General features: G+C 68.5%; 12 protein-coding genes and 1 pseudogene. 5 read left to right on the plus strand and 8 right to left on the minus strand.

Annotation, left to right across the window (positions count from 1 at the left end):
- Window positions 1-26: 26 nt before the first annotated feature.
- Window positions 27-1,793 (minus strand): sulfoacetaldehyde acetyltransferase, encoded by a 1,767-nt coding sequence (xsc, locus tag IPF36_RS01005; protein WP_133094722.1) that lies wholly within the window; start codon window positions 1,791-1,793, stop codon window positions 27-29.
- A 373-nt stretch (window positions 1,794-2,166) separates the two neighbouring features.
- Window positions 2,167-3,246, minus strand: a complete 1,080-nt coding sequence (locus IPF36_RS01010; protein WP_195427073.1) for a 4-hydroxyphenylpyruvate dioxygenase family protein — start codon at window positions 3,244-3,246, stop codon at window positions 2,167-2,169.
- Window positions 3,247-3,558: 312 nt separating this feature from the next.
- Between IPF36_RS01010 and IPF36_RS01015 the strand changes: the two genes are divergently transcribed.
- The 3 genes from IPF36_RS01015 to IPF36_RS01025 all read left to right on the plus strand — a co-directional run bounded on the left by IPF36_RS01015 (window position 3,559) and on the right by IPF36_RS01025 (window position 6,959).
- A complete protein-coding gene (locus IPF36_RS01015; RefSeq protein ID WP_135702955.1) occupies window positions 3,559-4,392 on the plus strand; it encodes a shikimate dehydrogenase in 834 nt (277 codons plus the stop codon).
- Between the two features lie 108 nt (window positions 4,393-4,500).
- Window positions 4,501-5,829, plus strand: a complete 1,329-nt coding sequence (locus IPF36_RS01020) for an MFS transporter (protein WP_135702954.1) — start codon at window positions 4,501-4,503, stop codon at window positions 5,827-5,829.
- Window positions 5,830-5,894: 65 nt separating this feature from the next.
- A complete protein-coding gene (locus tag IPF36_RS01025; protein WP_133094328.1) occupies window positions 5,895-6,959 on the plus strand; it encodes a porin in 1,065 nt (354 codons plus the stop codon).
- A 93-nt stretch (window positions 6,960-7,052) separates the two neighbouring features.
- On the opposite strand, the gene aroQ is transcribed toward IPF36_RS01025, so the two are convergent.
- Window positions 7,053-7,526 (minus strand): type II 3-dehydroquinate dehydratase, encoded by a 474-nt coding sequence (gene aroQ / locus IPF36_RS01030; RefSeq protein WP_195427132.1) that lies wholly within the window; start codon window positions 7,524-7,526, stop codon window positions 7,053-7,055.
- 103 nt (window positions 7,527-7,629) lie between these two features.
- Here aroQ and IPF36_RS01035 point away from each other — a divergent pair, with 103 nt between their 5' ends.
- Window positions 7,630-8,604, plus strand: coding sequence for a LysR family transcriptional regulator (locus IPF36_RS01035; RefSeq protein WP_133094329.1), 975 nt, complete (start codon window positions 7,630-7,632; stop codon window positions 8,602-8,604).
- Here the strand turns inward: IPF36_RS01035 and IPF36_RS01040 are convergent.
- The gene (locus IPF36_RS01040) at window positions 8,588-9,355 is read right to left on the minus strand and encodes an IclR family transcriptional regulator C-terminal domain-containing protein (RefSeq protein WP_133094330.1); all 768 of its coding nucleotides are present in this window, start codon (window positions 9,353-9,355) and stop codon (window positions 8,588-8,590) included. The genes IPF36_RS01035 and IPF36_RS01040 overlap by 17 nt on opposite strands.
- Window positions 9,356-9,489: 134 nt before the next feature.
- Between IPF36_RS01040 and IPF36_RS01045 the strand changes: the two are divergent.
- Window positions 9,490-10,338: pseudogene (locus IPF36_RS01045) on the plus strand (sugar phosphate isomerase/epimerase family protein); the annotation flags it as partial.
- A gap of 68 nt (window positions 10,339-10,406) precedes the next feature.
- On the opposite strand, the gene IPF36_RS01050 reads toward IPF36_RS01045, so the two are convergent.
- The 4 genes from IPF36_RS01050 to IPF36_RS01065 form a co-directional block, all read right to left on the minus strand.
- Window positions 10,407-11,318, minus strand: a complete 912-nt coding sequence (locus tag IPF36_RS01050; RefSeq protein WP_135702951.1) for a DMT family transporter — start codon at window positions 11,316-11,318, stop codon at window positions 10,407-10,409.
- Window positions 11,319-11,449: 131 nt separating this feature from the next.
- Entirely contained in the window at window positions 11,450-12,625 is a 1,176-nt protein-coding gene (locus IPF36_RS01055; protein ID WP_195427075.1) for a cytochrome c, read from the minus strand.
- 31 nt (window positions 12,626-12,656) lie between these two features.
- A complete protein-coding gene (locus tag IPF36_RS01060; protein WP_195427079.1) occupies window positions 12,657-13,535 on the minus strand; it encodes an ABC transporter ATP-binding protein in 879 nt (292 codons plus the stop codon).
- Entirely contained in the window at window positions 13,529-14,584 is a 1,056-nt protein-coding gene (locus IPF36_RS01065; protein ID WP_195427082.1) for an ABC transporter permease, read from the minus strand. The genes IPF36_RS01060 and IPF36_RS01065 overlap by 7 nt, the downstream gene beginning before the upstream one ends.
- Window position 14,585: the final 1 nt, after the last annotated feature.

Here is a 14,585-nt window from a genome sequence, read left to right on the forward strand (position 1 = left end):
CGCGAGAGAAAGGGGTGCTGCTTGGATCAAACGTAGTCCTTGTACTTGTCCAGGTAACGCACCGGCTTCGACAGCGCATCGCGGCGGAACGGGTCGCCCAGTTCACGCGTGCACATGATCTCGATGATCGTGGTCTTGCCATGATTCATCTGCAGGTCGATGGCGCGCTTCAGTGCCGGGCCCACGTCTTCCAGGCGATCCACCACGATGCCTTCCGCGCCCATCGCCTTGGCGATTTCGGCGAAGCTCTGGTTGTCGAGCTCGCCCGCGACGAAGCGGCGGTTGTAGAAGTCCACCTGGTTCTTCTTCTCCGCGCCCCACTGGCGGTTGTGGAACACCACCGCGGTCACCGGGATGTTGTGGCGCACGCAGGTCATGGTTTCCATCAGGCTCATGCCCCAGGCGCCGTCACCGGCGTACGACACGGCCGGGCGGTGCGGCGCCGCGACCTTGGCGCCGATGATGGTCGGGAAGGCGTAGCCGCAGTTGCCCCAGCTCATCGCCGCAAAGAAGCTGCGCGGCTTCTCGAAGCGCAGGTAGCTGTTGGCCACCGAGTTGATGTTGCCGATGTCGGTGGACACCATCACATCTTCCGGCATGGCCTTTTCCAGCTCGCGCAGCACCTGGCGCGGATGCAGGTAGTGGCCGCCGTTGGGCGTGCGTTCCTGCTTCTGCTCTTCGATCATGTCCAGGCTGTACGGGTCGCGCTCATGCGTCCAGTCGTCCAGCTCCTTCTCCCACGCGGCCTTCTCGTTGGAGATATCGGTGGCGCGCGCGTCGCGGGTGGCGTCGCAGGCCAGCGTGCGGCCGGCCAGGCGCTGGGTCAGCGCGATGGCGGCGGCCTTGGCGTCGCCGCAGATGCCCACCGAGATCTTCTTCACCAGGCCCAGCATCTTGTGGTCGGCATCGATCTGGATGATCTTGGCGTTCTTCGGCCAGTAGTCCATGCCGTGCTGCGGCAGCGTGCCGAACGGCCCCAGGCGCGAGCCCAGCGCGATCACCACGTCGGCGCGCGAGATCAGCTTCATCGCGGCCTTCGACCCCTGGTAGCCCAGCGGGCCGCACCACAGCGGGTGGCTGGCGGGGAACGAGTCGTTGTGCAGGTAGCTGTTGACCACCGGCGCGCCCAGGCGCTCGGCCAGTGCCTTGCATTCCTCGATTGCATCGGCCATCACCACGCCGCCGCCCGAGATGATCACCGGGAACCTGGCATTGGCCAGCAGTTCGGCCGCTTCATTCAGGCTCTGCTCGCCGCCGGGGCCGCGATCGAGGTTCTGCGGCTTCGGAATCTCGGCGGTGATCTTGCCGTAGAAGTGGTCGCGCGGGATGTTCAGCTGCGTCGGCCCCATCTCGGCCTTGGCGCGGTCAAAACAGCGCGCGGTGAACTCGGCCATGCGCGCCGGGTTGGTGACGTGGCCCTGGTACTTGGTGAACTCCTGGAACATCGGCAGCTGGTTGGCTTCCTGGAAGCCGCCCAGGCCGATGCCCATGGTGCCGGCTTCGGGAGTGACGATCACCACGGGGCTGTGGGCCCAGTAGGCGGCGGCGATCGAAGTCACGCAGTTGGAGATGCCGGGACCGTTCTGGCCGATGACCACGCCGTGGCGGCCCGACACACGGGCATAGCCGTCGGCCATGTGGCCGGCGCCTTGCTCGTGCACCACCGGGATCAGGCGGATGCCGGCGGGGGCGAAGATGTCCATCGCGTCCATGAAGGCCGAGCCCATGATGCCGAACATATCGGTCACACCGTTGGCGACCATCGTTTCGACGAAGGCTTCGGACGGGGTCATGGTCTGCGGGCCAGCCGGAACCTGGCTGTCTTTCGCTGCGGCCGAGCCACCGGAAACGGCGGGCTGCTTGGTGGTTTCGAGGTCGCGCATGGCGGGTGTCTCCTGGTTGGGGTGTTATAAAGTGGAACAGTTCGTTCCGAAAAATTGATGCGTTGGTCGAAATGTAGGTGGAAGATCGGCCGGCGTCAATAAGAAGTTTTGGTTTATGGAATGAATTTAGCGAAAAAATGAGACAAAAAGCGGTTATGAGTGCCTGATGAGGCACTAGAGCGTTTGCGTTGGAGGAGCGGAAAGCAAGACAGCGCCGGCATGGGAGCCGGCGCAGGGGGAAGGCAGGAGAGAGGGCGCCGCGCCTAGGTGGCGGCGCAGCGCGTCAGCGTGCCGACAGCGCTTCGAGCACCGGCAGGTTGCCCTCGCCGAAGCCCTGATGACCGTCACGCTGGACGATCTCGAAGAAGAACTCGCCCGCCTCGCGTTTCATGAAGGCTTGCTGGAAGCACTCGCGAGGGCCACTGCCATCAACCAGGATGCCGTAGCGTTGCAGGCCGGCAAGGTCCAGCCCATGGCCTGGCACGCGGGCAGGGACCGAATCGTAGTAAGCCGGCGGCGGCTGCACGAACTGCACGCCACGGCTGGCCAGTGCCGCGGCGCTGGCAAGAATGTCCTCGCTGGCCAGGGCAATGTGCTGGATGCCTTCGCCGTGCTGATCCGACAGGTAATGCCGCATCTGGTCGTGCCGCGGCGTTCCCTTCTCGTATAGGGGGATGCGGATGCTGCCGCACGGCGAAACCAGCGCGTGTGACTCGCCGGCGCTGCGCAGTTTCCGGAACCCCAGCACCTTGCGGTAGAACTCCAGCCATTCTTCCAGGTGGCCGGGATCGACTGCCTGGGTCAGGTGGTCGACGCGCAGAAGGCCGGCGTCGGACATGTCGCCGGCCGGCGGCAGCGGCCGGAAATCCACGTCGTAGATCGAGATGTCGCCGACATCGCCCGGCCGACCCTCTTTCCCGCGCCAGCGGTCGATGAAATAGAGGACCGATTGCCCGATCCCCTGGATGGCGGGAATATTGAGCTCCATCGGTCCCACCGTGCCGCCCTCGAACGGCCAGGCGCCAGCCTCCAGCGCCCGCGCGAACGCCACCGCCGCATCGTCGACCCGAATCCCGATCGCACAGATCGACAACCCATAACGCGCCGCATAGCGCGTGGCGAACGAATCCGGCTCGGCATCGACGATGAAATTCATCTCGCCCTGCCGGTACAGCTTCACCGCCTTGTGGCGATGCCGCGCGATGGCGGCGAAGCCGAGGCGTTCCAGCGTCCGGCCAAGCGCGGCAGGATCTGGCGATGCGAACTCGATGAACTCGTAGCCCCGGATGCCGAGCGGGTTGTCCCATGGTTGTGCATCCCCTGCGCGCGGGGCGTGTGAGGAAGAGGCGGGTGCGGCGCTCATAGTCTTGGCTCCTGTCTGGGTATTGCGGGGGCGGTGCCGGGCCTTGCGGCGACGACCGATAGTAGCAACGGCGCCGCGGCTCGCCGTGCATTGGCGCCTGTCGCAGCGGCCTCGTAGAAACCCGCATTCGATGCCTTGATCGCGCATAGTCGTTCATTAATCGCCCAAAGTGCCGAAAAAGACGGTTGGCGGAGCGCCTAGCGACCACTAATCTCCGGTCAACGACGCGCCCCCGTCCCTCCGCCAAGGCCAACTCAGAAGGCCATGCATGCCGGAGTCCGGGTAGCGCGAATTACCGGAACTCAGGCACACATGATCCACGGCAAGACCACGCTAATCCCCCACATCGGCTATCCGACGGAGTCGTTCAAGGCGCCGATGATCTACAACCCCTGGTTCGACCGGCAGGGCATCGATGCCGCCGTAATCCCGATGGGGGTCAAGCCGGACGACTACGCGACGGTGTTCCCCGCGCTGTTCCGCATGACCAATATCCGCGGCGCGCTGGTGACCATGCCGCACAAGGTCGCCACCGTCGAGCTGGTCGACGAACTCACGCCCGCCGCGCGCATCGCCGGCGCCTGCAACGCCGTGCTGCGGCGTGACGACGGCACGCTGGTCGGCGGCCAGTTCGACGGCGAGGGCTTTGTGCGCGGCATCCTGCGCAAGGGCTGCCGGCTGGAAGGCGCGCGCGCCATTGTGTCGGGCAGCGGCGGGGTGGGCAGCGCGATCGCCGCCTCGCTGGCGGCGGCCGGCGTGGCCGAGCTGGCGCTGTTCGACGCCCGCGAGACGGCGGCGCGCGCCCTGGCGCATCGCCTCGCCGAACACTACCCGGCGTTGCGCGTCAGCACCGGCTCGGCCGACCCGGACGGATATGACGTGGTGGTCAATGCCACGCCGCTGGGCATGCAGCCCGGCGATCCGCTGCCGTTCGACGTGGCGCGCATCGCCCCCGGCGCCATGGTCGGCGAGGTGGTGATGAAGCAGGAATACACGCCGCTGCTGCAGGCCGCGCTCGCCCGCGGCTGCAAGGTGCAGGTGGGCACGGACATGCTGTTCGAGATGATCCCGGCCTACCTGGAGTTCTTCGGCTACGGCACGGCCACGCCCGACGCGCTGCGCGAGGTGGCGCAGATCCGCTACTGACGCATCGACGGGCCGGGGCGCAAGCCCTTGCCCCGAAGCCGCGCGCAGGCCAGCACACAAAGGCACGCCGGCAAGCAAGACTTCTATCCATTGGTGGAGACAGACAACATGACAACGACTCACAAGGAGCTGCCAGCGGCTTCCGCGTTCGGCAACTCGCTCGGCGACAAGGTGCGCGCCGCCTTTGCCTTCGGCAAGGTGCGCTGGGGCATGCTGGCGCTGGTGTTCTTCGCGACCACGCTGAACTATGTGGACCGCGCCGCGCTGGGCGTGCTGCAGCCGGTGCTGGCCAAGGCCATGGCCTGGACCGCGCAGGACTACGCCAATATCAACTTCTGGTTCCAGGTGGGCTATGCCATCGGCTTTGCGCTGCAGGGCCGCTTTATCGACCTGGTCGGCGTCAAGCGCGCCTTTGCGCTGGCGGTGCTGCTGTGGAGCATTGCCTGCGGCGCGCATGCGTTCGCGGCGTCGGCGGTCGGCTTCATGATCTGCCGCTTCTTCCTCGGCTTGTCTGAAGCGGCCAATTACCCGGCGTGCGTCAAGACCACGCGCATCTGGTTCCCGGCCAGCGAGCGCGCCATCGCCACCGGCATCTTCAATGCCGGCACCAACGTCGGCGCGATGCTGACGCCGATCATGCTGCCGCTGATCCTGCAGGCATGGGGCTGGCAGGCCGCGTTCCTGGTGATCGCCTCGCTGGGCGCGGTCTGGCTGGCGTTCTGGTTCACGCGCTACCACAACCCCGAGCAGCACCCGACCGTCACCGCCGCGGAACTGGCGCACGTCACCCGCGACATCGATCCGCCGCCCCAGCGCATCCGCTACACGCAGATCCTGCGCATGCGCGGCACCTGGGCCTTTGCGCTGGCCTACGCCATCACCGCGCCGGTGTTCTGGTTCTACCTGTACTGGCTGCCGCCGTTCCTCAACCAGCAATACCAGCTCGGCATCAGCGTGACGCAGATGGGCATTCCGCTGATCGTGATCTACCTGTGCGCCGACGTGGGCAGCGTGGGCGGCGGCGCGCTGTCGTCGTGGCTGATCGCGCGCGGCATGCCGGCGGTGCGGGCGCGGCTGCTGTCGATGCTGGTCTTTGCCGTGTGCATCGTTTCGGTGGTGATGGCCGCCGGCGCCAGCAGCCTGTGGATGGCCGTGGCCGCGATCTCGGTGGCGATCGGTGCGCACCAGGCATGGACCGCCAATATCTGGAGCATGGTGATGGACTACACGCCCAAGCACGTGGTCAGCTCGGTGTTCGGCTTCGGCGGAATGATCGGCGCGATCGGCGGCATGTTCATGACGCAGCTGGTGGGCTACGTGCTGACCGTAACCAACAACAACTACGCGGTGCTGTTCACGATGATCCCGTGCGCCTACTTCATCGCGCTGACGTGGCTGTTCTTCCTCGCCCCGCGCAAGGTGCCTGAGGCCGCCTGACGACAATTCCTCGCCGGCACTGCTGGTGCCGCGAGTACGACAACAAAGACCGGGACAACACTCCGATGCATAAACGATTCATTGCGCTGCTCGCGCTGGGCGCGGGCAGCGTGCCGGCTGTCGCCCAGACTTCCGGTGGCGTCACGCTCTACGGGCTGCTCGATACCACCATCCGCTACAGCACCAACGAAGACGCGGCCGGCCACAGCCGCACGCAGATGACCGACGGCGTGCTGACCGGCAGCCGCTGGGGCATCCGCGGCGCGGAGGATATCGGCGGCGGCAACAAGGCGTGGTTCATCCTGGAGTCGGGCTTCTCGCCCGACACGGGGACCAGCCAGCAGGGGGGGCGGCTGTTCGGGCGTACCGCGGTCGTCGGCTTCGACGGTCCTTATGGCAAGCTCGCGCTCGGCCGCCAATACACGCTGGCGCATGAAGTGCTGTCGTCGTATGAGGCCATGGCCTTTGCCAACAACTCCATCGTCGGTTACCAGGGCGGCAACTACACGGGGCTGCGCTACGACAACACGCTCAAGTACATCAAGAGCTTCAACGGCCTGCAGGTGGCGGCGGCCTACACCTTCGGCGAGGTGCCGGGCAGCATGAAGACCAATTCGGCCGCGGCCGGGTCGCTGGTGTACAGCTCGGGACCGCTGGAAATCGGCGCGGTCTACCAGCAGACGCAGAACGTCACCTCGGCCTATTTCGGCGCGGTGCCGGCGGCGCAGGCGAGCAAGCAGACGGTATGGGGCCTGGGCGGGACGTGGAAGGCGGCGCGGTCGCAATACTACCTGGGCTATACCAACAACCGGCTCGACGTGGCGGACTATCGCAACAACGTAGGCTATGTCGGCACGCGCTTCAGCCTGACGGAGGCGCTGGCGTTTATCGGCACGTTCCAGTACGACTGGCTGCGGCACGCGGGGCAGGGCGGCAAACGGCTGACCACGGCGGGCATGCTGGACTACAACTTCAGCAAGCGTACCGATGTGTATGTGGAGGTGGACTACACCCACCTGCAGGGGCAATGGATTGCGCTGAACAGCGGGGCGGCGTTTGTGAACAGCGGGAATACGTACGGGAACAAGACGCGGCTGGGGGTGATGGCGGGGGTCAGGCATAAGTTCTGATCGCTTTCGGCCTTCTCCACCCGTGCCGGTTTGCTCCCCTCTCCCGCTTGCGGGAGAGGGGAGCAAACACGCGGCGTGCGCCGCCTGCAGCGGTCAGGCGGAAGCGGATTCCGCAACCATCCCCGTCACCTGCGCCACCGCCGCCACCGCCAGCCCATACCCCTTCACCCCCAGCCCCGCCATCACCGCCACCGCCACCGGCGAAATCCACGACTTGTGCCGGAACGCCTCGCGCGCATGCACGTTGGAGACGTGGTACTCGACCACCGGCACCGCCGCGCCCTTGATCGCATCATGCAGCGCGATCGACGTATGCGTGAGCGCGCCCGCGTTCAACACCACGCCGGCCATCTCGCCGCTCGCGCACAGCTTGCCCGCCTCGTGGATCCAGTCGATCAGCTGCCCTTCGTGATTGGTCTGCCGGCACTCGGCCCGCAGCCCGAGCCGTTCTGCGGCCTGCTGGCAGATGCGTTCCACATCGGCCAGCGTCTCGCTGCCATAGACGGCCGGCTCGCGCGTGCCGAGCAGGTTGAGGTTGGGTCCGTTGAGCACCAGTACGGTCTTCATCATGTCTCCTTCATGTCTGCTGTAACGTCTGCTGTCGGCCGCGATGCTGGCGCGGCCACGGCCGATAGCCTATCGTTTAGCCCTCGTCTCATCATCGACTGCCATGGAAATTCAGCATGCGCCCAGCGCGAACAATGACCCGTTCCTGCGCGACCTGCGTCTGTTCTGCACGGTGGCGCGGCGCGCCAGCTTTATCGCCGCGGCCCAGGAGACGGGCATTTCGCCGGCCCATGTGAGCAAGCGCATCGCCATGCTGGAGGCCATGCTCGGCGCCAGGCTGTTCCACCGCACCACGCGCCGCGTCAGCGTCACGGCCGAGGGCGAGAGCGCGTTTGCGTGGGCGCAGAAGATCCTGGAAGACGTGGATGGCATGCTGGAAGCCGTCGGCGGTGCCGGCGGCGAGGCGCGCGGGCAGTTGCGCATCGCCACCAGCCTGCGGCTGGGGCGGCGGCACGTGGCGCCGGTGCTGTCGCTGCTGCGGCAGCAGCATCCGGGGCTGGAGGTATGGCTGGAACTGCTCGACCGCCGCGTCGACCTGATCGGCGAGCAGTTCGACCTCGATATCCGCGTGGGCGACGTGCAGGAGCCGCACCTGATCGCCAGCCGCATCGCCACCGGCAGCCGCGTGCTGTGCGCGGCGCCGGCCTACCTGGCGCGGCGCGGCATGCCGGAGCATCCGTCAGACCTGCCGCGCCACGACTGCCTGCTGTTGCGCGAGCGCGACCAGGCCTTCGGCGTGTGGCGGCTGCAGGGGCAGGACGGCGGCTGGGAGACCACGAAAGTCACCGGCCCAATGGCATCGAATGTTGCCGACGTGACGCACGAGTGGGCCCTGGAGGGCTACGGCATCATCATGGCGTCGGTCTGGGACGTGGCCGCCGCCGTGCGGGCGGGCGACCTGGTGCGCGTGCTGCCCGGCTGGCGGCATCCGTCCGACATCTGGGCCGTGACCAGCGCGCGGGCGTCGGCCTCGGCGCGCATGCGCGTGTGCCTGGCCTTCCTGAAGGCGCAACTGACACAAGGGCCGCACGCGCTGGCGACGTCGCTGGAAGGCCAGGCCGCTACAGCACGCGCATGATCAGGAGCGCCGTGTCCTGCAGCACCTGCAGCACGCGGTCCAGCGCCTGTTGCGGGGTCTCGTCGCCGATCGGCATGTTGACCGACAGCGCGGCGATCACCTTGCCGTGGCGATCGCGCAGCGGCACCGCCACGCCGCGCACGCCGGTCTGCAGCTGCTGCTCGAGCATCGCATAGCCCTGCGCGCCGGCCTTGCGGATTTCTTCCAGCAGCCGGTCGTGCTGCAGGATCGTGTAGGGCGTGTAGGGCGCCAGCACCACGTTTTCCAGCCAGGTCCTGACCTGTTCCTGCGGCCGTGACGCCAGCATCATCACGCCCGCCGACCCCAGCGGTGCCGGCACCCGCGCGCCCAGCACGAAGCCCGTGCTCATCACGCGGTTGGTGCTGGTGCGGGCGATGAACACCAGCTCCCAGCCATCGAGCACGCTCAGGTAGGCGGCCTCGCCAAGCTGCGCGGTGATCTGCTGCAGGAACGGCTGCACCGTGCGCGGCAGCCGCGCCGAATCGAAATACGACCAGCCCACCTTGAGCACGCGCGGCGTCAGGCTGAACAGCGTGCCGTCGCTGGTGGTGTAGCCCAGGTGCTCCAGCGTCAGCAGGTAGCGGCGCGCGGCAGTGCGCGTCAGGCCGGTGCGCTCGGCTGCCTGCGTGGGCGTCAGGCGCGGATGGTCGTTGTCGAAGGCCTCCAGGATGGCCAGGCCCTTCTCCAGCCCGGCGATCCAGTCGCGCCGGTTCAGCGGTTCGTTTTCCATGGTTAACCCTTGCTTCGCGCGATAGATGATTGCATTGGAGCGATTGTCGCACGCGTGCGCGCGAATGACGGTTGTTGCGGGCAATGATGGCTCATAACCTTGGGAAATCCAAGCCGCTACCTCGACTGATCGCCATGACCCTGTTTCCTGTTCCGCTGCGCAAATCGATCGCTACCGTCACCTTGTCGGGATCGCTGCCGCAGAAGCTGCAAGCCGCTGCCGACGCCGGTTTCGACGGCGTGGAGATCTTCGAGGACGACCTGCTGCAGTTCCCCGGCACGCCCGCCGAGGTCCGGCGCATGGCCGCCGACCTCGGCCTGCAGATCCTGCTCTACCAGCCGCTGCGCGATTTCGAGGCCATGCCGGGCGGCCTGTCCGCCGCGGAGCTGGCGCGCGCCGAGCGGAAGTTCGATGCGATGGAGCAACTCGGGGTGCACCTGGCGCTGGTCTGCAGCAACGTGCAGGATGCGGCGCTCGACGATGCCGCGCGCGCCGCCACCGACCTGCACGCGCTGGCCGAAGCCGCGGCCCGCCGCGGCCTGCGGCTGGGCTACGAGGCGCTGGCCTGGGGCCGCCATGTGCGCCGCTGGCGGCAGGCGTGGGACATCGTGCAGCGCGCCGGGCATCCCGCGCTGGGACTGATGCTGGACAGCTTCCATACGCTGGCGCTCGGCGACACGCTGCATGGCCTCGATGCGGTGCCGGCCGGACGGATCTTCTTTGTCCAGCTTGCCGACGCGCCGCGCATGCCGCTGGACGTGCGCACCTGGAGCCGCCACCACCGCAATTTCCCTGGCCAGGGCGACCTGCCCGTGGTCGGTTTCACGCGTGCCGTGCTGCGGGCCGGCTATCGCGGCCCGCTTTCGCTGGAGGTGTTCAACGATGGCTTCCGCGCGGCGCCCCCGTTGCCGGTTGCGCAGGACGGGCTGCGCTCGCTGGAATGGCTGGAAGCGGTGACGAACGGCGTGCCCGTGGCCGCAGAGCGCGCCGGTGGCCCGGCTCTCGCGGCACGCTAAAACGCTATACCGCGACGCTATACCGCGACCCTACCCTATGCCGCGCTCGCTTGCCGCGCCGCCGGCCGTGCCGGCAAGGCGCGCTCGCGGGCCGCCACCGCGGTGCCGGCCACGCCGCTGGCGGCGATCATCGCCACGCCCAGCAGCGACCAGGCATCGGGCAGCCAGCCAAATACCAGCCAGCCACCCAGCATGGCAAAGGCGATCTGCAGGTAGAGATACGGCGTCAGCACGCCGACCGGGGCACGCGCATAGGCCAGCACCAGGAACATGTGCCCGGCGCAGCCGGCGAGCGCCATGCCCGCCAGCAGCCACCAGTGCAGCGCGTCGACGTGCCAGGTCCACGCCAGCGGCAGCGCCGCCGACAACAGTGCCGCGGCAATGCAGCCGGTATAGAAATGCGTGGTGCCGGCGCCGTCGGTCCGGGTCAGCACGCTGGTCAGCAACTGGTAGGCGGCATTGAGGCAGACCGCCGCGAGCGGCAGCAGCATGGCCGGCTCCACGTCGGCGCCGGGCCGGATCACCACCAGCGCGCCGGCAAATCCGGCCAGCAGGCAGAGCCAGCGCAGCGCCGACATGCGCTCGCCGAACAGCGTCGCGGCCGCCAGCGCGATCGCCAGCGGCGTCAGGCTGACCACCGCGGTGAACTCGCCCACCGGCAGTACCTGCAGGCTGAAGAACGCGCAGGCGCTGGACAGCAGCATCGTCACCGCGCGCGTAGCCTGCAGCCATGGACGGCGCGTGCGCAGCAGGATGCGGCCGCGCGCCGGCAGCAGCACCGCGCCGGTCAGCGCCGCCTGCGCAAGGTAGCGCACCCACAGCGCCATCACCACCGGCACGGCGGCGCCGGTGATCTTGGTCATCGTATCGAGCGCGGCGAAGCATGCCACCGCGGCAACCATCAGCGCGATGCCCTGCAGGGGCCGCGAACTTCCCGTGGCGCTCATGGCGCCATCCTTGACCGCAACATGTCAGCGTTCCAGGCTGTCCTTCATGAAGCCGAGGGTACTGTCCCGGGCGCGGTCGATGGCGGCGGCGGCTGGAAAGTCAGAATTCGCTGCCAGCGAACAATCCCTGCTCAATGGATGAAACCGCCCTTGACGAAGCGAACCGGCTCGGCGTCCATGCGCAGCAACAGCGCCGTCAGGCCATCGATCCCGGCGGGCAGGGGCCGCGTCGCGGCAGCCGGCCCGGACACGCAGACGAGGTCGGCATCGGACCACGTGCTGCCCGGCGTGCCGCGCGCGCGCAGCCATCCCGCGCCGTCGGCGAGCAGCTGGGTGCCGGCCAGCCGTGCCGGCGGCAGGCCGGCAATCGCCGCCAGTGCCTGCCAGGCCTGGGCGGAAGCTGCCGTGCAGCCGGCGCGGAAGCGCGGCACCTGCGCCGGCACGCGGCCGTCCGGTGTGACGAGCACGGTCAGGAAGCGCGGGTCTTCATAGGGCAGGGTAGCGGCGATCCCGTCCACTGCCACCAGCCGCACGCGCTGCTCGCCGCGCCAATGCGACAGCGCCACCGGCGCGGCGTCGCCGCAGCGGATGGCCATCTCCGGCAACCGCAGCGGCACCGGCCAGTTCCCTTCGGTACTGTTGGCTGCCGACAACGCCTTCAGGTAGTCGATCACGGCCCAGGCCTCGCGCTCGGCAAGCTGGCTGCGGAAGCCCGGCATGGTCGGCTGGCCGCGGCGGTCGCGCATGCCGGACAGCACATGCCAGAACAGCTCGCCATCGGCGCGGCGCGCGAGCAGGGGACTGACCAGCGTCGGCGGCCATTGCGGCAGGCCGGCGGCCAGCGGTCCTTCGCCGCGGCCGTCATTGCCGTGGCACGCGGCGCAATGCTGTGCGTAGACGCGTTGCCCCAGCACGATGGCGTCGACCGCAAAACCGGTAGGGCTGGCGTGGAAGCTGGTGGGGCTGGCCGGGCCGAGCAGCAGCGCGGCCCGTGGCCACGGCGCCAGCAGCAGGGCCAGCAGCGCTGCCGCGAGCAGCATGGGGCGGCCCCGGCGCCAGGCGCTGGCGACGGCGACGGCCAGCAGCGCAAAGGCGAGCGCGCACAGGCTGAAGCCGACCTGCCGTGCCAGGGCAAGGTCGATCAGCAGCGTTTCGCCGGCAATCCGCCGCGCCCACGGCCAGGCCGGCTGGCCATGGCTGGTGCCGGTCAGGCCCAGCGCATGCCACAGCCACAACAGGCCCAGCTGGCATTTCTCGATCAGGACAAGCAGTGCGTTCAGCCACGCCTGGGGCGGCGGGTGGCTCATGGCGCGGCTCGCCCGGTGCTGCGAAGGGCCATTACCAGCTCGCGTCCAGTCCCAGGTGGCGCAGCGCTTCGTGCCGCAGTTCGGTCAGGCGCGGGTCGCCGCGATGGCGCGGGTAGGGCAGGTCGACCTTCAGCTCCGCCGCGATGCGCGCTGGCCGCTGGCTGAACACGATCACGCGCTGCGCCAGGAACAGCGCCTCTTCCACGTCGTGCGTGACCAGCAGCGCCGAGAAGCGCGAGCGCTGCCACAGTTCGACCAGGTCGCTCTGCATCGCCAGCCGCGTCAGCGAATCGAGCTTGCCCAGCGGCTCGTCCAGCACCAGCAGGCGCGGATCGTTGACCAGCGCACGCGCCAGCGCCACGCGCTGCGCCATGCCGCCGGAGAGCTGGTGCGGAAAGGCCCGCGCGAACGACTCCAGCCCGACGCGGCGCAGCGCGTCGTCGACGCGATGGCGCTGCTGCGCGAGGATGCCCTGCGCCTGCAAGCCGAGCGCGACGTTGTCCCAGACACGGCGCCACGGGTACAGCGTGGGGTCCTGGAACACCACGATGCGCGACGGGTCCGGCTCGGTGATGGGCGTGCCGTCCTGCAGAATCTCGCCCGACGTGGGCTGGTCCAGGCCGGCGACCAGGCGCAGCAGCGTGGACTTGCCGCAGCCGCTGGGGCCGAGCAGCGCGACGAACTCGCCGGGCGCGACGTTGAGGCCGACGTCGTCGAGGACCTGCAGGCGCTCGTTGCCGTGGCCGAACCAGTGGCTGACCTGCCGGATATCGATGCGAGCCCCAGTCAGTACGTTCGAGTCATCACCCGCCGCCGCGTTAACTCCCCTCTCCCGCTCGCGGGAGAGGGGAGCCTTCTGCGGGCGTACGTGAGATCTCGATGCTTTCAACCGCTCGACCACGCTCACCATTTCACCGTCCCCTTCTGCCACGACAACACCCGGTCCCGCGCCACGAACAACAACGTAATCACCCCCGAAAACAGCAACGCCATCACGATCAGCGCCGCATACATATTCACGTACGAGGCCCAGCCCTGCGCCCAGGTCAGGTACCACCCCAGCCCCGATTTCACGCCCATCATCTCGGCCGTCACCAGCACCGAGAACGACGCGCCCAGTCCCATGAACAGCCCGACAAACACCTGCGGCAGCGCCGCCGGAATCGCCACGCGCAGCACCAGGAACCAGCCGGACGCGCCCAGCGTGCGCGCCACGTCGTAGTAGCTCTTGTTGACGCCGGCGACGCCCGACCACGTCAGCACGGCCACCGGGAAGGCGGTCGCCAGCGCGATCAGGAACACGGCCGCCGAATAGCTCGACGGGAAGAAGTAAAACGTCAGCGGCAGCAGCGCGGTCGAAGGCAGCGGCCCCAGCACGCGCAGCACCGGATGCACCCAGTAGCCGATGCGCCGCGACCAGCCGATCGACACGCCCACCAGGAAGCCCACCAGCCCGCCGTACGCCACGCCCAGCCCCAGCAGCTTGAGCGTGTTGAGCACGCTGTCGCCGAGCCGGCGCCAGTCATCGGCGTAGACCTCGATCAGCGCCTGCGGCGGCGCGAAGAAGGGCGTCGGCAGGACCGCGGTCTTGGCGGTCAGGATCTCCCATGCGGACAGCACCGCCGGCACCGCCACCAGCCACGGGCCTGCGGTCCGCAGCGCAGCCAGCGGCCGTTGCAGCGCGCGCACGTGCTGGCCGCCCAAGGCGAGCAGCGCCAGCAGCGCGGCCGCCGCCAGCGCGGCCAGGCCGAGCTCCTCGGTATAGGCCCAGTCGCTGAAGCCCACTACGTGGTTGGGCCAGCGCCACGTCAGCGCGCCGAAGGCGGCCCATGCCAGCGCCGCGAGCAGCCCCACGGGCCAGATGCGTGCCGGGGCAGCATCCTGCGCGGGCACTTCGGAAGCCGCGGCGGCCGGCTGGCGCGCCAGCCGCGCATCGAATGCAGGTTGGCTTGTCGTCATC

Source organism: Cupriavidus sp. IK-TO18 (assembly GCF_015549295.1).
GTDB classification, from domain to species: Bacteria; Pseudomonadota; Gammaproteobacteria; order Burkholderiales; family Burkholderiaceae; genus Cupriavidus; species Cupriavidus oxalaticus_A.